A 19881-nucleotide genomic window follows, 5' to 3' on the forward strand; every position below is an offset into this window, starting at 1 on the left:
GCTTCGGAGACCCCGTGCCCAGCCCCTACAGAGCCCTGTTCGCCGAGCCCGGCACCAAGGCGTTCTCCGCCGCGGGATTCCTCGGCCGGATGCCGCTGTCGATGATGGGCATCGGCGTGGTCACGATGGTCTCCCAGCTGACCGGGCGGTACGGGCTCGCGGGCGCGCTGTCGGCCACCATCGCGCTGTCCGCCGCGGTGATCGGCCCGCAGATCTCCCGGCTGGTCGACCAGCACGGGCAGCGCCGGGTACTGCGTCCCGCGACCCTGGTGGCCCTGACGGCGGCGGCCGGGCTGCTGCTGGCCGCGCATCTGAAGTGGCCGGACTGGGTGCTGTTCGTGTGCGCCGCCGGGATCGGCTCGGTGCCGAGCCTCGGCGCGATGATCCGAGCTCGCTGGGCGGCGCTGTACCGGGGCACCGACAAGCTGCACACCGCCTACTCGTTCGAGTCGGTCGTCGACGAGGTGTGCTTCATCTTCGGCCCGATCATCTCCATCGGGCTGTCCACGGCCTGGTTCCCGGAGGCCGGGCCGCTGCTCGCCGCCTGCTTCCTGGCCGCCGGCGTCTTCTGGCTCACCGCCCAGCGTGCCACCGAGCCGGAGCCGCACCCGCGCGAGAAGCACGGCGGCGGCAGCGCCCTGCGCTCGCCGGGGCTGCAGGTACTGGTGGCGACCTTCGCCGCGACCGGCGCGATCTTCGGCTCCGTGGACGTGGTCACCGTCGCCTTCGCCGACGAGCGCGGCCACAAGGGCGCCGCGAGCCTGGTCCTCGCGCTGTACGCGGCCGGTTCCTGTGTGGCCGGCGCGGTCTTCGGGCTGCTGCGGTTCGCCGGGGCACCGGAACGTCGCTGGCTACTGGGCGTGGCGGCCATGGCCGTGAGTATGATCCCCCTCCTACTGGTCGGAAGCCTGCCGCTGCTGGCCGTGGCGCTGTTCGTTGCGGGGCTGTCCATCGCACCGACGATGATCACGACGATGTCCCTCATCGAAGAGCACGTACCTCGCGCGCAGCTCACCGAGGGCATGACCTGGGTGAGCACCGGCCTCGCGGTCGGAGTCGCGCTCGGCTCCTCCCTGGCCGGCTGGGTGATCGACGCCGCCGGGGCACGGGCCGGGTACGGGGTTCCGGCCGTGTCCGGGGCCGTCGCGGTCGCGGTCGGTTTCCTGGGGTACCGCCGGCTGCGCAGGCCGGCCGCGGGTCGGGGAGGCACCGTTGAGCAGCACGGCGAGCGGGAAGAACGGCACCTGGCGTAACTGGGGCGGGAACGTCTCGGCCCGGCCCGCCCGGCAGGTCGCGCCGGCGTCGGTGGACGAGCTGGCCGCGGCGGTGCGCCGGGCGGCCGAGGACGGCCTGAAGGTGAAGGCGGTCGGGACCGGCCACTCCTTCACGTCGATCGCGGCCACCGACGGTGTGTCGATCCGCCCTCAACTGTTGACGGGCATCCGCAGGATCGACCGTGAAGCCATGACCGTCACGGTGCAGGCCGGCACCCCGCTCAAGAGACTCAATGTGGCCCTGGCGCGCGAGGGCCTGTCGCTGACCAACATGGGCGACATCATGGAGCAGACCGTCTCCGGGGCCACCAGCACCGGCACGCACGGCACGGGCCGTGCGTCCGGCTCCATCGCGGCCCAGATCAAGGGCCTCGAACTCGTCACGGCCGACGGCTCGGTGCTCACCTGCTCCGAGAAGGAGAACCCGGACGTCTTCGCGGCCGCCCGAATAGGCCTCGGCGCCCTCGGCATCGTCACCGCCATCACCTTCGCCGTGGAGCCGCTCTTCCTGCTCGCCGCGCGCGAGGAGCCGATGCCCTTCGAGCGGGTGCTGGCCGAGTTCGACCAACTGTGGGCCGAGAACGAGCACTTCGAGTTCTACTGGTTCCCGCACACCGGCAGCACCAACACCAAGCGGAACAACCGCAGCGCCGGCCCCGAGCAGCCCGTGGGGCAGCCGGCCGGCTGGTTCGAGGACGAGTTCCTCTCCAACGGCGTCTTCCAGGTGGCCCAGTGGGTCGGCCGAGCCGTCCCCGCCACCGTCCCGGCCATCGCCCGGATCTCCAGCAAGGCCCTGTCCGCGCGGACGTACACCGACATCCCCTACAAGGTCTTCACCTCCCCGCGCCGGGTGCGCTTCGTGGAGATGGAGTACGCCGTCCCGCGCGCGGCCCTGACCGAGACGCTGCGGGAGCTGAAGACCATGGTCGACCGTTCCGGGCTGCGCGTCAGTTTCCCCGTGGAGGTGCGCACCGCACCGGCCGACGACATCACCCTGTCCACCGCGTCCGGCCGGGACACCGCCTACGTCGCCGTCCACATGTTCCGGGGCACGCCGTACCAGGCCTACTTCACCGCCGCCGAGCGGATCTTCACCGCGCACGAGGGCCGACCGCACTGGGGCAAGGTGCACACGCGCGACGCGGAGTACTTCGCACGCGTGTACCCGCGTTTCGACGAGTTCACCGCACTGAGGGACCGCCTGGACCCGGAACGGCTGTTCCAGAACGACTACTTGCGGAGGGTTCTGGGCTCGTAGACCCCGTGGCGGGCTCGCCGAGAAGGGCGGACGTACCGACGAAACCAATAATTCCGTTTCTGCTGATTGCGTGAAGTTCGCCACGTTCATGATCGGTAAAACCGGTTGCCAAGGGCCAAGTCATAGGCCTTGCCAGAAGTTGGGCGGCGCGCCCATCCACGCACATGGTCCAAATGGAGTACTGTTGCGAGCCCTGGGCCCGGTCTCCCACCAGGGTGTCCGCGGCCTTGCAGGACCGCCGGGAGGGGGGCTAGTTGCACAGGGTGACAGACTTGGTCACTTAGCGTTGCGAACAGGTAACCGTGCCATAACGGCGACCCAGGGTCCGTGCCCGACACGCCGGGCAACTCGGCAAGGTTGTGGCAGGCTGCACCCGGGCAGGCCACACTCGACTAGCGGAAGCAGCGACGCACGTGACGTCGGCAGGCACCACCCGGGAGGTCCCCATGCCCGAACTGCGTGTCGTGGCCGTCTCGAATGACGGCACACGGCTGGTGCTCAAGGCTGCCGACTCTACGGAGTACACGCTTCCGATCGACGAACGGCTCCGCGCAGCCGTGCGCGGCGATCGGCCGCGTCTCGGCCAGATCGAGATCGAGGTCGAGAGCCATCTGCGCCCGCGTGACATCCAGGCGCGTATACGCGCCGGGGCCACCGCGGAAGAGGTCGCTCAGCTCGCCGGCATCTCCGTCGACCGCGTACGGCGCTTCGAGGGCCCCGTACTGGCCGAGCGCGCCTTCATGGCGGAGCGCGCCCGCAAGACCCCGGTCCGCCGCCCCGGCGAGAACTCCGGTCCGCTGCTCGGCGAGGCCGTGCAGGAGCGGCTGCTGCTGCGCGGCGCCGAGAAGGACAGCGTGCAGTGGGACTCCTGGCGCCGCGACGACGGCACCTGGGAGGTGCTCCTCGTCTACCAGGTCGCGGGCGAACCGCACTCGGCGAGCTGGACGTACGACCCGCCCCGGCGGCTCGTCCAGGCCGTGGACGACGAGGCGCGCTCGCTCATCGGCGAGTCCGACGACCTCGCCGTGCCCGAGCCGAGCTTCCCGTTCGTCCCGCGCATCGCCCGGCTGCCGCGCGAGCGTTCCATGGACCGCGCGCTCGACCGGAGCGACCGGGAACGGCCCAGCCTGCCCGCGCAGCCGTCCGAGCCCGCCGAGGACAGCACGGGCGAACGCGACTCGCTGACCAGCCTGCTGGAGGCCGTGCCGAGCTTCCGGGGCGACCTGGTGGTCCCCGAGCGCCCGGCGGAGACGCCGGAGGAACCCGCCGACGAACCGGCTGCCGAGGAGCCGCCGGCCCCGGCCGCCTCGGCCGGCTCGGCCTACGCGGACGTCCTCATGCCCCGCTCCGTCGGCAGCCACCGCGACCGGCTCATCGGCGCGACCGACCGGCAGGCCGAGGCCGACGGTGTCCGTCCCGGCCGCCGCGCGGCCGTACCGAGCTGGGACGAGATCGTGTTCGGCACGCGGCGCAAGAAGCAGGAGTAAGCAGGCCGTACGGGAACGGCGGGGGCACGCGCGCGTGCCCCCGCTTCCCGCTGCCGCTACTGCGGATCCGCCCCCACGGCCACCGGACGGGACGGGTCCGAGGACCACTCGGACCACGAACCGACGTACAGGGCCGCCGGAATGCCGGCCACGGCGAGGGCGAGGACCTCGTGGGCACCGGAGACGCCCGAACCGCAGTACACGCCCACCTCGGTGTCCGGGGAGACGCCCAGGGCCTTGAAGCGGTCCAGCAGCTCCGCCGCGGGCAGGAAGCGGCCGTCCGGGCCCACGTTCTCCGTCGTGGGCGCCGACACCGCGCCCGGGATGTGCCCGCCGACCCGGTCGACCGGCTCCACCTCCCCGCGGTACCGCTCCCCCGCACGCGCGTCCAGCAGTACGCCCGCGCGGGCCAGTGCGGCTGCCCCGTCCGCGTCCAGCAGACCCGCGGCGGCCGGCGCCGGCCGGAAGTCGCCCTCGGCCACCGCCGGCACCTCGGTGGACAGCTCACCCGCCCAGGCCGCCAGACCGCCGTCGAGGACCCGCACGTCCGGGTGACCCGTCCAGCGCAGCAGCCACCAGGCGCGGGCCGCCGCCCAGCCCTGGCCGCCGTCGTACACGACGACCGGGCGGGTGGCCGACACACCCGCACGGCGCATCGCGGCACCGAACTCCGCGAGGTCCGGCAGCGGATGCCTGCCGTGTTCCCCGCGCGCTCCGGCCAGTTCACGGTCCAGGTCGACGAAGACCGCGCCGGGGAGGTGACCGGCCGCGTACTCGGCCCGCCCGTCGAAGGCCGGTGCGCCCGCCGCCTTGGCCAGGGTCAGCTGCCAGCGCACGTCCAGCAGCAGCGGCGGGCGGTCCCCGGCCAGCTCATGTGCGAGATCGGTTGCGGTGATGATGGCTGTCATGGCGTCCATCCATACGCCAGGGGTGGCCGCGGCGTCCAGGTCCGGCTACTCTGCTCGGCCGGACACGCTCGATCACCAGGCGTACGGGATCGAGCACGGGCTGTACAGCCGACGGACACCCGCCGGCCATCGTCAGGAAGCGGCGAAAGACGGCAGATCGGGCATCCTCCCGGACGTACCGCCGGGCGGCTGCGCGGTATCGCACACGGCGCCGTGGAGGATGCGGGCACCGGTGCGGGCGTACCCGCCGCCGGCGTGGACACCCCTTCCGGGGAGCGGAAGCGACACGGCCACCGCGAGGGGCCGGGGAGAGAGTGATCGATGACCGAGGCACGGGAGCCGGCCGGTCCGCACGCGCGGCGTGCGCCCGGCACGCCCTGCTGGGTGAGCCTGATGGCGCACGGGCTGGGCGCCACCGAGGAGTTCTACGGTGAGCTGTTCGGCTGGGAGTTCCGGCCGGGCCCGCAGCAGCTCGGCCCGTATGTGCGGGCGCTGCTGGACGGGCACGAGGTGGCGGGCATGGGCCAGTTGCCCCCGGACCGCCGGCTGCCGATCGCCTGGACGCCGTACCTCGCCTCGGACGACGTGGACGCGACGGCCGACACGGTGCGGGAGTGCGGCGGCACGGTGGCGGTCGGTCCGCTGGACGCCGCGGAGGCCGGGCGGATGGCCATCGCCGCGGACCCCTCCGGCGCGGTGTTCGGCATCTGGCAGGGCTCCGCGCATCTCGGCACCGCGATCACCGGTGTGGCCGGGACGCCCGCGTGGAACGAGCTGGTGACCTTCGAGACGGAGAGCGTCGCCAAGTTCTACGCGACCGTGTTCGGGTACGAGCAGCAGCCGGTGGTGTCCGCCGACTTCGACTACGTGACCCTCCATCTCGCCGGGCGCCCGGTGGCCGGGCTGCACGGCGTGGGCCACGCGCTGCCCCGCGATCGCGGACCGCACTGGCAGACGTACTTCGAGGTCGCCGACGCCGATGCGACGACGCGTCAGGTCGCGGATCTCGGCGGCCGGGTCATCCGGCCGCCGCACGACAGCCCGCACGGCCGGGTGGCCACGGTGGCGGACCCGGAGGGCGCGGAGTTCTCGGTGGTCCAGAACCCGCACTGAGCGAAACGGCGGCGCCCCTGGCCGACGGCACTGCAGCACCAGGGCGCCGGGCTGCACCGACACGCGGCTCCGCCGCGACGGGCTCCGGTTCGAGAGGACAACCGAGCACTTGGCAAGCGCCAAACGGGGAACGGCGCCGCGCAAGAGGCCAGTGATCGTCACTGCGGAGGTTGAGAACACCCCGGCAGGCTTCGGGCGGAGACGGCGCGGCATGGTCTCACCAGGGAATCGGCCCGTCCTCGGCCAGAAAGGCGCCCGTCGGGCCGTCCTCGCCCACAGTCGCCAGGTCAACCACGACGGCCGCGCCCTCCTCCGCCGTGCGTATCCCGGTGTGGCGGTTGAGGTCGGTCGCGCAGTAGCCGGGACTCACCGCGTTGACCAGGATCCCTTCGGCGCGCAGTTCATTGGCGTAGAGCACGGTGATCGCGTTCAGCGCGCTCTTCGAGGTGCAGTAAGGGAGGAGGACCGAGTAGTAGGCGGACCACGGGCTGCCCGGGTCGGCCAGGTGGGTGAGGGAGCCGAGTTCGCTGGACATGTTGACGATGCGTGCGGCGGCGGAGCGGCGGAGCAGGGGGAGCATGGCGTGGGTCACCGCGATGACGCCGAACACGTTGGTCTCGTAGACCTGCCGGACGGTGGCGGCGGGGGTTTCACTCGGTTCTTGCGGTCCGGCGGCGATCGCGGCGTTGTTGACGAGGATGTCGAGGCGGCCGAACGTGGCGTCGATGTGCTTGGCGGCGGCCTGGACCGAGGCCTCGTCGGTGACGTCCAGCGCTACGAACCGTACGTCGGCACCGTCGGCGCGAAGCTCCTCGGCCGCCGCCTCGCCACGCTCGGCGTTGCGGGCGCCGATCAGCACGGTGATGCCGAGGGCTGCGAGCCTGCGCGCCGTTTCCTTGCCGATGCCCTTGTTAGCGCCGGTGATCAGAGCAGTCTTCTGCGAAGTCGTCATGGCACCCAGCCTCCCCTCACCCACGGGCGGCAGGGAAAGACCAGAAGACTCTGGATCTATAGTCCACAGATATGAGTGAGCTGGAGGTGCGCGAGCTGAGGTACTTCATCGCGGTCGCCGAGGAACTGAACTTCAGCCGGGCCGCGCAACGCCTGGGCATGGCGCAGCCCCCGCTGTCGAAGGCGATCGCTCAGATGGAGTCCCGGCTCGGGGTACGCCTGCTGGAGCGCACCACCCGGCAGGTGAGGCTGACCAACGCCGGTCAGGTGCTGCTCGATCAGGCCCGGATCGCGGTCGACGCGGTGCACGCGGCGGCCCGGCGTGCTCGCCGGGCCGGTCAGTCGACACCCCAGCTCGTCGTGGCGGTCAAGCCGGGAGGCGATGCCGGGCTGCTGCGGGAGATCCTCGCCGCCTACCGGGGAACGGGTTCGCATCTGCCGCCGCCCGAAGTCGTCGTCGGCGGCAGCGGGGAGCCGATCGCCATGCTGCGGGACGGCCGTGCCGACGTAGCGCTGCTGCGCAGCCCGTTCGACGGTCAAGGGCTGGATTCCCAGACGCTCGTGGTCGAGCCGCGACTGGCCGTTCTCCCCGCCGGGCACCGCCTGGCCGGACGCCGGCGACTGCGGCTGACCGACCTCAAGGGCGAACCGATCCCACGCTGGAAGGGGGCCGCCCCCTCCGCCACCGCCTACTACACAGGATGCGACGGAGCGGAAGCAGGCGATGTCCACACAGGCTTGGCGCCGGCCGACACTCCTGAGGGGCCGCTCGTGGCCGGCGTCGAGCAACTGCTGGAGGTGGTCGCGCTGGGCCAGGCGGTGGCGTTCCTGTCACTCTCCACCACCCAGCGGCACCAGCGCCCGGACATCGTCTACCGGCCGGTCACCGGCCTCAGCCCCAGCGCGGTCATGGTCGCCTGGCCGGAGACCTCGCGATCCGCAGCCGTCGCCGCCTTCGTCCAAGCCGCCCACGACGTCGCCGCCCACCACCCCGACCACATGACCGCACTGGCCTACTGACCGGGGGCACTCACCCCTCGCCAGGACGATCACCGCAGGACCGATTTCAACCACCAGCGCGAAGAGAAGAAAGGCCGGCACCCCCTCACCCGCCACCGCCATGCGCATGCCGCCTCGTCCCCGCGCTCGACCGCTACGGCCGGTCCCTCAAGGACCTGGTCAACATGGTCGGCGGACTCCGCCGCCGCGAGATCGGCTTCTGCTCCCCGAAGGCCGGGCACCGGCCGTCTCGGGAGCAGGGACGGCACCGCCGGCTCGGCCCGGCCGCGCGAACCCAGCCGGGGCGGCCCAGCCGGGCTCAAGGCATGCCGGGAATGAGCCGGGCCGGCTCACGACGCGCCGGGTCGGGCCGAAGGGGAGCGGGGTACCGGGACGGGGCTGTGCCCCTTACCTGTCGGGACGGACGGGAAGAGGCTCAGGACGGGCCGGAAGAGGCTCAGGGGCGGAATCAGGACGGGGAGACGGGGAGGACGTCCGGGGAGAGGGCCGCTGCGTGGGCCGTTGCGGCGGTCATACGGCGGCGGTGGTGGCGACGGCACAGCACCTCGTAGCCGACCTCGCCCGCCGCCTGGTTGACGTCGCCGACGACCACCTGGGCGCCCTCCACGACCATCTCGCCGCCTATCGTGCGGGCGTTGTGCGTGGCGCGGGCGCCGCACCAGCACAGCGCCTCCACCTGGAGCACCTCGATGCGGTCGGCCAGCTCCACCAGCCGCTGCGAGCCGGGGAAGAGCTTGGAGCGGAAGTCGGTGGTGATCCCGAAGGCGTACACGTCCAGGCCGAGATCGTCCACCACGCGCGCGAGCTGGTCGATCTGCTCGGGCGCGAGGAACTGCGCCTCGTCCGCGATCACATAGTCGGCCCGGCGCCCCTGCGAGAGGTGTTCCACGAGATAGCCGTACAGGTCCTGGTCGTCGGCGACCTCCACGGCGTCGGTGACCAGGCCGAGCCGCGAGGACAGCTTGCCCTCGCCCGCGCGGTCGTTCCGGGTGAAGATCATGCCGACGAGGCCGCGCGCGGAGCGGTTGTGCTCGATCTGCAGAGCCAGCGTCGACTTCCCGCAGTCCATCGTTCCGGAGAAGAACACCAGCTCGGGCATGAGGAGTTGAGCACCTTTCGGCGAGTAGTCACAAGGGGAGCGTCAGGACGTCAGGAGCGTACTTCGAGCAGCGGGACCAGCTGCTCGGCAGGCGTCATCGAACCGTGGTTGCCGACCAGCGCCGACTCCTTCGGCTCCCGCTCGGACGCGATGATCAGGACGTCGTCGTGCGCGGCCGCGACCACGTCACCGAGCCGTGGATGGACCCGCTCGTCGATGTGCGGCCCGAACCAGCCCGCTGCGATCGCCTCGTCCCGCGAGGCCACCCAGAACTGCTCGCCGAGCACCTCGCGCCAGACGGTCAGTACGTCGTTCTCGGCGCCCGGCACCGCGTACACGTGCCGCGCCCGGCCCTCGCCGCCCAGCAGGGCGACTCCGGCGCGCAGTTCCCAGTCCGTGTCGAAGTCGAGGCGGTGCTCCTCGTCGAACGGGACGTCGACCATGCCGTGGTCGGCGGTGACGTAGAGCGCGCTGCGCGGCGGCAGTTGCTCGGCGAGGCGCTGGACGAGCCGGTCGACGTACATCAGCTGGCCGCGCCAGGTGTCCGAGGCGACGCCGTAGCGGTGCCCGGCGCCGTCCAGCTCGGAGTAGTACGTGTAGACCAGGGAGCGGTCCCCGGCGGCCAGTTGCTCGGCCGCGAGGTCCATGCGCTCCTCGCCGCTCAGCCGGCCGTGGAAGCCGCCGCCGCTGAGCGCGATCTTGGTGAGCGGGGTGTGCTCGAAGGCGGGCGAGGTCACCTGTGCGGCGTGCACCCCGGCCTGCTCGGCGAGCTGGAAGACGGTGGGGTACGGCTGCCAGGCGCGCGGATCGGTGTACGGCTGCCAGCGGAGCTGGTTCATCAGCTCGCCGGTGGCCGGGTTGCGGACCGTGTAGCCGGGCAGTCCGTGGGCACCGGGCGGCAGGCCGGTGCCGACGGAGGCGAGGGAGACCGCGGTGGTCGCCGGGTAGCCGGCGGTGAGCGGGCGGCCGGTGCCGCCGCGCGAGGTGCCGAGCAGCGAGGTCAGGAAGGGTGCCTCGTCCCGGTGGGCCAGCAGCTGCTCCCAGCCGAGCCCGTCGATCAGGAAGACACAGACGCGGTCTGCGGGGGTCAGTTCCTGGATCGTCGCGGTCATGCCGGGGACGCCCATCCCAGCCGCCAGGGTGGGCAGCAGATCGGCGAGCGAGCCGGTGCCGTACTCGGGCAGCGGCGCGGTGTCCAGGGCGAGCGGTTCCGGGTGGTCCCAGGCGGAGAGCTGGGACATCAGCGGGTGATGTCCGCGGTCGCCTCCGAGATGGCCTGTGCGAAGGCGAGCGCCTGGCGCACCGTCTCCGGGCCGTCCCCGGCCTCGCTGACGCGCAGGCTGAGGTCGTCCGCCGTGGAGTTGCCCGTGTAGCCGTGGTCGGCGTCGCAGTTGGGGTCGCCGCAGGCGGCGGGCTCCAGGTCGATGCGGTTGACCGCGCCCCAGCCGATGGTCAGCACGACCTCGCGGGGCAGCGTGCCCGGCGCGTACTGCTCCGGGTTCGCGACCACGCGGCTGACCACCACCGAGGAGATCCGGCCGAGCTTCACGGACTCGGTGGAGGTGGTGGCGTACGGCGTCGGGGAGGTGCTGTCGGCGGCCTGCTCGTCGGTGTGGCTGACGATGAAGCGGTTGCCGGTGAGGACCAGCACCGTGACATGCCGGCGGACCTCGTTCTGGTCGAACGTCGTCTCCTGGTGGACCAGGTACGACCGGATGGGCTCGCCGCCCACAGCGGCCTCCACCGCCTCGGCCACGAGGGCCGGGTAGTAGCCGCTGCGCTCGATCGCCGCGCGCAGCCCCTGGGTCGTCGTACTGGTCTTGGCCATGGCGTCCATCCTAATCCGTGGGCAAGGGGGGTCCGGGCCAGGCGCGGAGACCGGGGGCGGCCCGCACATGCGCGCGTGGGTGCCGCTGGACAAGCCCCGGCAGGATGTCCAGTCCCTCGGCAGCGATCAGGCAGGAGACGGGTTCGGTCCCGCCGGCGTCCGCCTCGAACGCGACGACGACGGGCGCCGTCCCGCCCAGCGTCCGCCGCAGCCGTGCCGTCTCCTCCGCGGCCGGCTCGCGGAAGACGGGAGCCTGGAAGGCCGAGGGGCAGGAGACGAAGGCCGGGGCGGTGAAGACGACCTCCGGGCCATGGTGGTGGGTGAGGTCGTACCCGGCGGCCGGCCGCAGCTGCCGGCCGTCCCGGACGATCACTTCCCAGTCCCCCCAGCTGCCCTCGGGCAGCCTCCGGCCGGCGATCTCCATGCGCTCCCCCCTCCCCCGTCAGTAGGCCGGCATCGTGCGCGGGCCGAGGTCGTCGCGGGCGGGCGGGGGCGCGAGCCGTACCGTGGCGCCGAGGACGCTCACGCCGTGCGGGGCGACGACGACCGGTTCCAGGGTGACGGCGACCACCTCCGGGTGATCGTCGACCAGCCGGGACACCCGCAGCAGCAGCTCCTCCAGCGCCGGGGTGTCGACGGGCGTGGAGCCGCGCCAGCCGAACAGCAGCGGCGCGGTACGGATCGAGCGCACCAGCGAGGTCGCCTCCCGGTCGGTGACCGGGACGAGCCGGTGCGCCATGTCCCCGAGCAGCTGCGAGGTGGCCCCGGCGAGTCCGAAGGACAGCACGGCCCCGGCCGCCGGGTCGATCACCGCCCGTACGACGGTGTCGACGCCGCGCGGCGCCATGCCCTGCACCACCGGCCGCAGCTCCTCCGGCTTGCCGAACAGCTCCGTCAACTCGGCGTAGGTCCGGCGCAGTTGGTCCTCGTCCGCGAGATCGAGGCGTACGCCGCCCAGGTCGGCGCGGTGCCTGAGGTGCGGGGCGGTGGCCTTGAGGGCCACGGGGTAGCCGAGGAAGCGGGCGGCTTCCGCGGCGGCGTCGGGGGTGGGCGCGGGCAGCGCGCGCCGCACGGGGATGCCGTATTTGCCGAGGAGCTCGCAGGTCTCCGCGTCGGAGATGGTGAGCCCTTCCCCGCGCGCGAGCAGCTCACCGATCAGTCGCGCGGCACCCTTCTCGTCGATGTCGTCGTACTCGGGCACCTTTCCCGGGTCCATGGCCTCCCGCCGCCACTGCCCGTACCTGACGGCTTCGGCCAACGCCCGCACGGCACGTTCGGCGGCGGGGTAGGCGGGGATGAGACGGGTGCCTTCCGGAGGGGCCGTCGCCGCAGAGGACCCACTGTCGACCGCTCCCGCGGTGACCGGTCGTTCCGCCCCCGCGATGGGCAGTCGTTCCGCAGGGCGGAACGGGTGGGCACCGCCCTCGGTACCGGGTGCCTTGACGGCCTGCGGTGCAGTACTGGCCGCAGCCGACAACGCTTCGGCAAGTCCCCCGAGCTCCACGTGCACAACGAGCACCGGCTTACCAGGAACCGCAGCCGCAGCGGAGCGCAGAGCCTCGGCCAGCTCCGCATCCCCCGGCGACGCCTCCCCGATGGCCGGTATCGCCGTCACCACGACGGAGTCGCACGTGTCGTCGGCCAGCGCCCGCGTCAGCGCCCGGTGGAAATCCTCCGCCGTCGCTCCCGTCGTCAGGTCCACCGGACGCGACGGCCGCAGCCCCTCGGCGAGACAGCGGTCGTAGGTCAGCACCCCCAGTGACTCGGAGTTCCCGAGGATCGCCACTCTCGGCCCCGCAGGGAGCGGCTGCCGCGCGAGCAGCAACCCCGCGTCGACCAGCTCGGTGATCGTCTCGACCCGGATCACCCCGGCCTGCCGCAGCAGCGCGGAGACGGTGGCGTGCGGCAGCCGGGTGGCCCGCACCGCGTGCCCCTGCGGCGCGGAGCCGACCCCCTGCACCACGACCAGCGGTTTCGCCGCCGCGGTCCGCCGTGCGAGGCGCGTGAACTTGCGGGGGTTGCCGATGGACTCCAGATACATGAGGGCGACGTCGGTCTCGGGGTCGTCGTACCAGTACTGGAGGACGTCGTTGCCGGAGACGTCCGCGCGGTTGCCGGCGGACACGAAGGTGGACACGCCGGTGACCCCGGTGACCCCTCCCCCGCGCCGGTGCAGCCGGGACAGCAGGGCGATGCCGATGGCGCCGGACTGGGCGAACATGCCGATGCGGCCGGGGCGGGGCATCTGCGGGGCCAGGGAGGCGTTCAGCCGGACGTCCGGTGCGGTGTTGATGATCCCGAACGCGTTCGGGCCGATGATCCGCATGCCGTACGCGCGTGCCTGCCGCACGAGCGCCCGCTGCCGCTCGCGTCCCTCGGGCCCGCTCTCGGCGTACCCGGCGGAGAGCACGACGAGTCCCTGCACCCCGTGTTCTCCGCATTCGGCGACCACCGCGGGCACCTGCTCGGCCGGCACGGCGACGACGGCGAGGTCCACCGGGCCGTCGATGTCCCGCACGGACCGGTGCGCCGGCACCCCGTCGACCTCCTCGATGTGCGCCGGGAAGGCCTTGTTCACGGCGTGCAGCCGGCCGCCGTAGCCGGCGTCCCGGATGTTGCCGAGGACGCTGCGGCCGACTCCGCCGGGGGCGCGGCCGACGCCGACGACCGCCACGGAACCGGGCGCGAGCAGCCGCCGTACCGAGCGGGCCTCGGCGCGCTGTTCCCGCGCGCGCTGCACGGCGAGGGAGCGGTCGGTGGGTTCGAGGTCGAACTCCAGGCGTACGACGCCGTCCTCGAAGCTGCGCTTCTGGGTGTAGCCGGCGTCCGTGAACACCTTGATCATCTTGTTGTTGGCGGGCAGTACCTCGGCGGCGAAGCGGCGGATGCCGCGCTCGCGGGCGACGGCGGCGATGTGCTCCAGCAGGGCGGAGGCGACCCCGCGGCCCTGGTGGGCGTCCTGCACGAGGAAGGCGACCTCGGCCTCGTCTGCGGGCGCGGAGGCGGGCAGGCCGTCGGTGCCGATGCGGTCGTAGCGTACGGTGGCGATGAACTCGCCGCCGATGGTGGCCGCGAGTCCCACCCGGTCCACAAAGTCGTGGTGCGTGAAGCGGTGGACGTCCTTGGCGGAGAGCCTGGGGTACGGCGCGAAGAAGCGGTAGTACTTCGACTCGTCCGAGACCTGCTCGTAGAAGCTGACCAGGCGGTCGGCGTCATCAATGGTGATGGGCCGGATGCGCGCGGTACCCCCGTCGCGCAGCACCACGTCCGCCTCCCAGTGGGCGGGGTACTGGTGCCGGTCCTGCCGGTCCGCCGAGGTCTGCATGGGCCCCAGAGTACGGCTCGCGTACGACAACGGCGCGGGGCAGTCTGTGGAGGACGACGAGTCGGACCGAGGCCGCGGTCCGACGACCCGCCGGGGCAGGACGAAGGTCCGCTCCGGGCATGCTTCACGATATGGGAAACTGGTCTAGACAACCCTGAAGACTGAAGGGCAGCAACACATGGCTGAGCGCCGCGTCAACGTCGGCTGGGCCGAGGGCCTCCACGCCCGCCCCGCCTCCATCTTCGTCCGAGCCGCCACGGCCGCAGGCGTCCCGGTGACGATCGCCAAGGCTGACGGCAACCCCGTCAACGCGGCCTCCATGCTGGCTGTCCTGGGCCTGGGCGCCCAGGGCGGCGAGGAGATCATCCTCGCCTCCGACGCCGAGGGCGCGGACGTCGCCCTGGACCGTCTGGCCAAGCTGGTCTCCGAGGGGCTGGAAGAGCTGCCCGAGACCGTCTGAGCAAGGCGAGGGAGCCGCGCCGCCCATTCCGGGTGGCGCGGCTTCCGCGTTTTCCGGAACAAGAATTCAGGGCGCCGGAGAAAAGGGCAGCGGAAATCATGCCCACCGAATAGCCCCTTCTTTGTATACGGTGCCCGTGTTAATGCCGAAGGCTCGGCATGTTTACGGCGTGTTGCGAAGTCCTCACGCGCTCGGCGGACCCGGAAAAACGGAGCCGGTGCGCGGCCGTCGCGCGCTCGGTGTGCAGCGCCGTGACCGCCCGCGCGCGCTCGCCGTCGCCGCGCGCCACCGCGTCGACGATGGCGCCGTGTTCCGCCCAGGACTCCACCGGGCTCGGCGGCGCCTCCACCGCGTACATCCAGGCGATCTTGTGCCGCAGCTGGGTGAGCATCGCGCTCAGCGAGGGACTGCCACAGGCCTGGGCGAGCGTCTCGTGGAACCAGCCGCCCAGTGAGCGCAGATCGTCGCTGTGGCCCCTCCTGGCCCGCTCCTGACCGATCCTGACCAGGCCGCGCAGCACCTTCAGGTGGGCCTCCGTGCGGCGCTGGGCGGCCCGGGCGGCTCCGAGCGGCTCCAGGAGCATGCGCATCTCCAGCAGGTCGGCCGCCTCCTGCTCGGTCGGCTCGGCCACGCACGCGCCGGCGTGCCGGCGGGTCACCACGAATCCCTCGGCCTCCAGGGTGCGCAGCGCCTCGCGGACGGGGACGCGCGAGACGCCGTAGCGGCGGGCCAGGACTTCCTCGGTGAGGCGGCCGCCGCGCTCATGGACACCGGCCACGATGTCGTCCCGGATCGCCGTGCACACCGAGTGCGCCGGAATACGCATGACCGACCTCCGTCTTAATCCCCGTGAAACGTCGACGATGGACGCGTGTTCCGTGACTCTATTCCAATGCGTCGGACATTCCGACGGCGGGCCGGAATCCATGGATATTTTTTTGGCCGGCGGGTCCGGTGGACGCGCCGGAAAACGGCGGAAGCCCCGGCCGGTGCGGGCGGGGCTTCCGGGGAGCGGCAGGGGCGTCAGACGTCCACGCCGTGCTTGCGGAGGTAGGCGACCGGGTCGACGTCCGAGCCGTAGTCGGGAGTCGTACGGGCCTCGAAGTGGAGGTGCGGACCGGTGACGTTGCCGGTCGCGCCGGACAGGCCGATCTGCAGGCCCGGGGTGACCTGCTGGCCCACCGTGACGCCGATCGACGACAGATGGCCGTACTGGGTGTACATGCCGTCGGCCATGCGGATCACGATCTCGTTGCCGTACGCGCCGCCCCAGCCTGTGGAGACGACGGTGCCCATGCCGACGGCGTGGACGGGCGTGCCGCTGGCCGCGTGGAAGTCGATACCGGTGTGCGAACCGGAGGACCACAGCGAGCTGCTGGCCTTGTAGGCCGTCGACACGTAGGAGTGTGCGACCGGGGCGACGAAGGCGTTCAGCCGCTCGCGCTCGGCCTCGCGGGCGGCGCGGGCCCTGGCCTGGCGGATCTCCTGGGCCCGCTTGGCCGCGGCCTCCTCGGCCGCCTTCTGTTCGGCGGCCTGCTGCTGGGCGGCGGCCTGCGCGTCGATCTGCTCGGCGATGTCGTCGCCGACGCTGATCACCGGGGTGAGGCCGGTCTGCTCGGCGGTGTTCTCGGCGGCCGTCGCCGGAGACGCCGCGAGGGTGCCGATGACGCCGGTGGTGGTGAGGGCCGCGATGCCGGCCGCCTGAGCGGTGGTGCGCTTGACCCGGCCGGGCTTGCGATGCTTCCCGGTGGCGCACATGAACGCCATGAAGTGGCTGGTCCTTTCCTTCCCTCTCGCCTACCGGGTTAGCTGACGGGTTCGGAGCAGGAAGGTCTCCTACAGGCCCCCTCGCTGTCGCGCGGGCGCCCGATTCACCCCAGGGACGGTGGGTCCCCGGCTCCCCTGGCTCGCGCCGTACGGGGACTCGGCGATGGCTGTCCGGTGCCGCGGGTGCGGCGTACTGCCTGACGAACAGCCCGGACGACGCTACGGAAGCCTGCTTTCCAACCTCAAACGGATCCGGGCTTTTGTAGCGCATCCCACAGGGCAGACAGGCAACCTCCGCCTCAAATCGGGCATCTGGGGAAGGGAGTGGAACCGCAGGGGCCCTGACGGTGTGTCGACCGTCAGGGCCCCTCGCGTGCGTGCCGTTGCTACTCGGCCGCCACCACGGTCACATCGCCGATGCCGAGTGCCTCGACCGGCGCCTTGATCTGGGCGGCGTCACCGACGAGGACGGTCACCATGCGGTCCACCGGGAAGGCGTTCACGACGGCCGCCGTGGCCTCCACCGTGCCCGTCGCGGCCAGCTGCTGATACAGCGTCGCCTGGAAGTCGTCGGGGAGGTGCTGCTCGACCTGATCGGCCAGCGTGCTCGCCACGGCCGCCGCGGTCTCGTACTTCAGCGGCGCCACCCCGACGAGGTTCTGCACGGCCACGTCCCGCTCGGCGTCGGTCAGGCCCTCCGCCGCGAGGGTCCGCAGCACCTTCCACAGGTCCTCCAGCGCGGGACCGGTGTTGGGGGTGTCCACGGAGCCGCTGATGGCGAGCATGGAGGCGCCCGTGCCGTCCGGTGCGGACCTGAGGACCTGCCCGAAGGCGCGCACTCCGTAGGTGTAGCCCTTCTCCTCGCGCAGGACGCGGTCCAGGCGGGAGGTGAGGGTGCCGCCCAGGCAGTAGGTGCCGAGCACCTGGGCGGGCCACACGCGGTCGTGCCGGTCGGGGCCGACGCGGCCGATGAGCAGCTGCGTCTGAACGGCGCCGGGCCGGTCCACGATGACCACGCGGCCGGTGTCGTCCGCGGTCACCGGGGGCACGGGCCGCGGCTCGCCCGGGGTGCCGGTCCAGGCGCCCAGGGTGTCGCCGAGCAGCGCGTCCAGGTCGATCCCGGTGAGGTCGCCGACCACGACGGCCGTGGCCGTGGCGGGGCGTACGTACCGGTCGTAGAAGGCGCGTACGGCGGCGGCGTCGATCTTCTCGACGGTCTCCTCGGTGCCCTGGCGCGGACGCGACATGCGCGAGGTCGCCGGGAAGAGCTCCTTGGAGAGTTCCTTGGCGGCCCGGCGGGAGGGGTTGGCCAGCTCGTGCGGGATCTCGTCCAGGCGGTTGCGGACCAGCCGCTCCACCTCGCTCTCGGCGAAGGCGGGCGCGCGCAGGGCGTCGGCGATCAGGCCGAGGCCCTTGGCCAGGCGGGAGGCCGGGACCTCCAGGCTGAGCCGGACGCCGGGGTGGTCGGCGTGCGCGTCGAGCGTGGCGCCCGCGCGCTCCAGCTCGGCGGCGAACTCCTCGGCGGAGTGCTTGTCGGTGCCCTCGGAGAAGGCCCGCGCCATGATCGTGGCAACGCCGTCCAGGCCGGCCGGCTCGGCGTCCAGGGGTGCGTCGAGCAGCACCTCGACGGCGACGACCTGCTGGCCGGGGCGGTGGCAGCGCAGCACGGTCAGGCCGTTGCCGAGCGCGGTGCGCTCGGGCGCCGGGAACGCCCAGGGCCGGGCCTCGCCGGGCTGCGGCTGGGGGTGGAAGTCCATGGTGGCGAGCTCGGTCACTTGGCCGTCTCCTCGTTCTCGTTACCGGCCTCTACGGTCGCTTCCTGCTCCGGGTCCTCGGGGACGTCGGCGTCCGGGGCCTCCTCCGGGGACTTCGGTTCGTAGACCAGGACCGCGCGGTTGTCGGGACGCAGACGGGCCTTGGCGACCTCCTGGACCTCCTGAGGAGTCACCTCCAGGACGCGCTTGACGGCGGTGAGGGCGAGCTGCGGGTCGCCGAACAGGACGGCGTACCGGCACAGTTCGTCCGCACGGCCGGCGACCGTACCGAGCCGGTCCAGCCACTCGCGCTCCAACTGGGCCTGGGCGCGCTCCATCTCCTCGGGGGTGGGGCCCTCCTCGGCGAACCGGGCCAGCTCCTCGTCGATGGCGGCCTCGATGACCGGCACCTCGACGTCACCGGAGGCCTTCACGTCCAGCCAGCCCATCGAGGGCGCGCCGGCCAGGCGCAGCAGGCCGAAGCCGGCCGCGACAGCCGTACGGTCGCGGCGCACGAGCCGGTTGTACAGGCGGGAGGACTCGCCGCCGCCGAGGACGGTCAGGGCGAGGTCGGCCGCGTCGCACGCGCGCGTGCCGTCGTGCGGGAGCCGGTAGGCGGCCATCAGGGCGCGCGCCGGAACCTCCTCGACGAGGACCTCGCGCTTCTGCTCGCCGATGACCTCCGGCAGGGAGCCGTCACGCGGTGCGGGCTTGCCGTCGTGCGCGGGGATCGAGCCGAAGTACTTCTCGATCCAGGCGAGGGTCTGCTGGGGGTCGATGTCGCCGACCACGGAGAGCACCGCGTTGTTCGGCGCGTAGTAGGTGCGGAAGAACTGGCGGGCGTCCTCCAGGGTGGCCGCGTCCAGGTCCGCCATGGAGCCGATCGGCGTGTGGTGGTAGGGGTGGCCCTCCGGGTACGACAGGGCGGTCAGCTTCTCGAAGGCGGTGCCGTAGGGCACGTTGTCGTAGCGCTGGCGGCGTTCGTTCTTGACGACGTCCCGCTGGTTCTCCATGGACTCGTCGTCCAGGGCGGCGAGCAGCGAGCCCATGCGGTCGGCCTCCAGCCAGAGGGCGAGCTCCAGCTGGTGCGCGGGCATGGTCTCGAAGTAGTTGGTGCGCTCGAAGCTGGTGGTGCCGTTGAGCGAGCCGCCGGCGCCCTGCACCAGCTCGAAGTGACCGTTGCCCTTGACCTGAGCCGAGCCCTGGAACATCAGGTGCTCGAAAAGGTGAGCCAGACCGGTACGCCCCTTGACTTCGTGGCGGGAGCCGACGTCGTACCAGAGGCAGACCGCCGCCACCGGGGTCAGGTGGTCCTCGGAAAGCACCACGCGCAGACCGTTGGCCAGGCGGTGCTCGGTCGCTGTCAGGCCCCCGGAGCCTGCCTCGGCTGTGGTCGTGTGACCCATGGGCATGTACATCCCTTCGCGAGCGGATGCGGTTGTGAAAACCGCGGTCTTCCTGCCGTTCCTGCCACTGTATGCACAGCGTGCGGGGGCTCGGCGAAGTTCCCGCGGGACGTACGCCCACAGCGGATCGCGTAGCCTGCCCCGGACCCGGCCCACCGGCCCGGGAAGCCGCCTGGACCCGGGTCGTGGTACGGCTTGTCAGTGCCTCGGTCCACAATGGTCGGCGTCAGA

General features: G+C 72.3%; 17 protein-coding genes and 1 riboswitch. Of the genes, 6 read left to right on the forward strand and 11 right to left on the reverse strand.

Features of this window, described 5'->3' with window-relative positions; translation table 11 throughout:
* The first annotated feature begins 14 nt into the window (after nt 1–14).
* From ACIGXP_RS26735 to sepH, 3 genes are all read left to right on the forward strand, one after another.
* On the forward strand, nt 15–1253 hold the full coding sequence (locus ACIGXP_RS26735; RefSeq protein ID WP_399772335.1) for an MFS transporter: 1239 nt from the start codon (nt 15–17) through the stop codon (nt 1251–1253).
* Complete coding sequence (locus tag ACIGXP_RS26740; protein WP_399772338.1) at nt 1213–2532, forward strand: D-arabinono-1,4-lactone oxidase; 1320 nt, start codon at nt 1213–1215, stop codon at nt 2530–2532. The genes ACIGXP_RS26735 and ACIGXP_RS26740 overlap by 41 nt, the downstream gene beginning before the upstream one ends.
* A gap of 446 nt (nt 2533–2978) precedes the next feature.
* The gene (gene sepH, locus ACIGXP_RS26745; RefSeq protein WP_363215071.1) at nt 2979–4019 is read left to right on the forward strand and encodes a septation protein SepH; all 1041 of its coding nucleotides are present in this window, start codon (nt 2979–2981) and stop codon (nt 4017–4019) included.
* A gap of 56 nt (nt 4020–4075) precedes the next feature.
* On the opposite strand, the gene ACIGXP_RS26750 is transcribed toward sepH, so the two are convergent.
* Nucleotides 4076–4927: a sulfurtransferase gene (locus tag ACIGXP_RS26750; RefSeq protein ID WP_399772341.1), complete on the reverse strand. Its 852-nt coding sequence runs from the start codon at nt 4925–4927 to the stop codon at nt 4076–4078.
* Nucleotides 4928–5248: 321 nt separating this feature from the next.
* Here ACIGXP_RS26750 and ACIGXP_RS26755 point away from each other — a divergent pair, with 321 nt between their 5' ends.
* Nucleotides 5249–6040 (forward strand): VOC family protein, encoded by a 792-nt coding sequence (locus tag ACIGXP_RS26755; protein WP_399772344.1) that lies wholly within the window; start codon nt 5249–5251, stop codon nt 6038–6040.
* A 217-nt stretch (nt 6041–6257) separates the two neighbouring features.
* Here ACIGXP_RS26755 and ACIGXP_RS26760 read toward each other — a convergent pair whose 3' ends face one another.
* Nucleotides 6258–6992, reverse strand: a complete 735-nt coding sequence (locus ACIGXP_RS26760; protein ID WP_399772347.1) for an SDR family oxidoreductase — start codon at nt 6990–6992, stop codon at nt 6258–6260.
* Nucleotides 6993–7063: 71 nt separating this feature from the next.
* Between ACIGXP_RS26760 and ACIGXP_RS26765 the strand changes: the two genes are divergently transcribed.
* Entirely contained in the window at nt 7064–8011 is a 948-nt protein-coding gene (locus tag ACIGXP_RS26765) for a LysR family transcriptional regulator (RefSeq protein ID WP_399772350.1), read from the forward strand.
* A 448-nt stretch (nt 8012–8459) separates the two neighbouring features.
* Here ACIGXP_RS26765 and ACIGXP_RS26770 read toward each other — a convergent pair whose 3' ends face one another.
* Genes ACIGXP_RS26770 through ACIGXP_RS26790 form a run of 5 tightly spaced genes read right to left on the reverse strand, consistent with a single transcriptional unit; the run spans nt 8460 to nt 14263 of the window.
* Nucleotides 8460–9110 (reverse strand): thymidine kinase, encoded by a 651-nt coding sequence (locus tag ACIGXP_RS26770; protein ID WP_399772353.1) that lies wholly within the window; start codon nt 9108–9110, stop codon nt 8460–8462.
* 50 nt (nt 9111–9160) lie between these two features.
* Nucleotides 9161–10351 carry a nucleotide pyrophosphatase/phosphodiesterase family protein gene (locus ACIGXP_RS26775; protein WP_363215065.1) on the reverse strand — a complete coding sequence of 397 codons (1191 nt, stop codon included), beginning with the start codon at nt 10349–10351 and terminating at the stop codon, nt 9161–9163.
* Complete coding sequence (locus ACIGXP_RS26780) at nt 10351–10938, reverse strand: DUF5998 family protein (protein ID WP_363215064.1); 588 nt, start codon at nt 10936–10938, stop codon at nt 10351–10353. The genes ACIGXP_RS26775 and ACIGXP_RS26780 overlap by 1 nt, the downstream gene beginning before the upstream one ends.
* A gap of 10 nt (nt 10939–10948) precedes the next feature.
* Nucleotides 10949–11362: a hypothetical protein gene (locus ACIGXP_RS26785; RefSeq protein WP_399772358.1), complete on the reverse strand. Its 414-nt coding sequence runs from the start codon at nt 11360–11362 to the stop codon at nt 10949–10951.
* 18 nt (nt 11363–11380) lie between these two features.
* On the reverse strand, nt 11381–14263 hold the full coding sequence (locus ACIGXP_RS26790; protein WP_399772360.1) for a GNAT family N-acetyltransferase: 2883 nt from the start codon (nt 14261–14263) through the stop codon (nt 11381–11383).
* A 178-nt stretch (nt 14264–14441) separates the two neighbouring features.
* Between ACIGXP_RS26790 and ACIGXP_RS26795 the strand changes: the two genes are divergently transcribed.
* Entirely contained in the window at nt 14442–14723 is a 282-nt protein-coding gene (locus ACIGXP_RS26795) for an HPr family phosphocarrier protein (RefSeq protein ID WP_399772363.1), read from the forward strand.
* A gap of 139 nt (nt 14724–14862) precedes the next feature.
* Here the strand turns inward: ACIGXP_RS26795 and ACIGXP_RS26800 are convergent, their stop codons facing one another.
* The 4 genes from ACIGXP_RS26800 to ACIGXP_RS26815 all read right to left on the reverse strand — a co-directional run bounded on the left by ACIGXP_RS26800 (nt 14863) and on the right by ACIGXP_RS26815 (nt 19656).
* Nucleotides 14863–15549 (reverse strand): GntR family transcriptional regulator, encoded by a 687-nt coding sequence (locus tag ACIGXP_RS26800; protein ID WP_399772366.1) that lies wholly within the window; start codon nt 15547–15549, stop codon nt 14863–14865.
* A 197-nt stretch (nt 15550–15746) separates the two neighbouring features.
* On the reverse strand, nt 15747–16490 hold the full coding sequence (locus tag ACIGXP_RS26805; RefSeq protein WP_399772368.1) for a M23 family metallopeptidase: 744 nt from the start codon (nt 16488–16490) through the stop codon (nt 15747–15749).
* 12 nt (nt 16491–16502) lie between these two features.
* A riboswitch (cyclic di-AMP (ydaO/yuaA leader) is annotated at nt 16503–16663 on the reverse strand.
* A gap of 213 nt (nt 16664–16876) precedes the next feature.
* Complete coding sequence (locus ACIGXP_RS26810; RefSeq protein WP_363215059.1) at nt 16877–18265, reverse strand: pitrilysin family protein; 1389 nt, start codon at nt 18263–18265, stop codon at nt 16877–16879.
* On the reverse strand, nt 18262–19656 hold the full coding sequence (locus ACIGXP_RS26815; protein WP_363215058.1) for a pitrilysin family protein: 1395 nt from the start codon (nt 19654–19656) through the stop codon (nt 18262–18264). Before ACIGXP_RS26815 ends, ACIGXP_RS26810 begins: the two co-directional genes overlap by 4 nt.
* Between the last annotated feature and the right edge of the window lie 225 nt (nt 19657–19881).

The sequence above is a fragment of the Streptomyces sp. NPDC053069 genome, from assembly GCF_044546895.1.
In the GTDB taxonomy this organism is placed as follows: domain Bacteria; phylum Actinomycetota; class Actinomycetes; order Streptomycetales; family Streptomycetaceae; genus Streptomyces.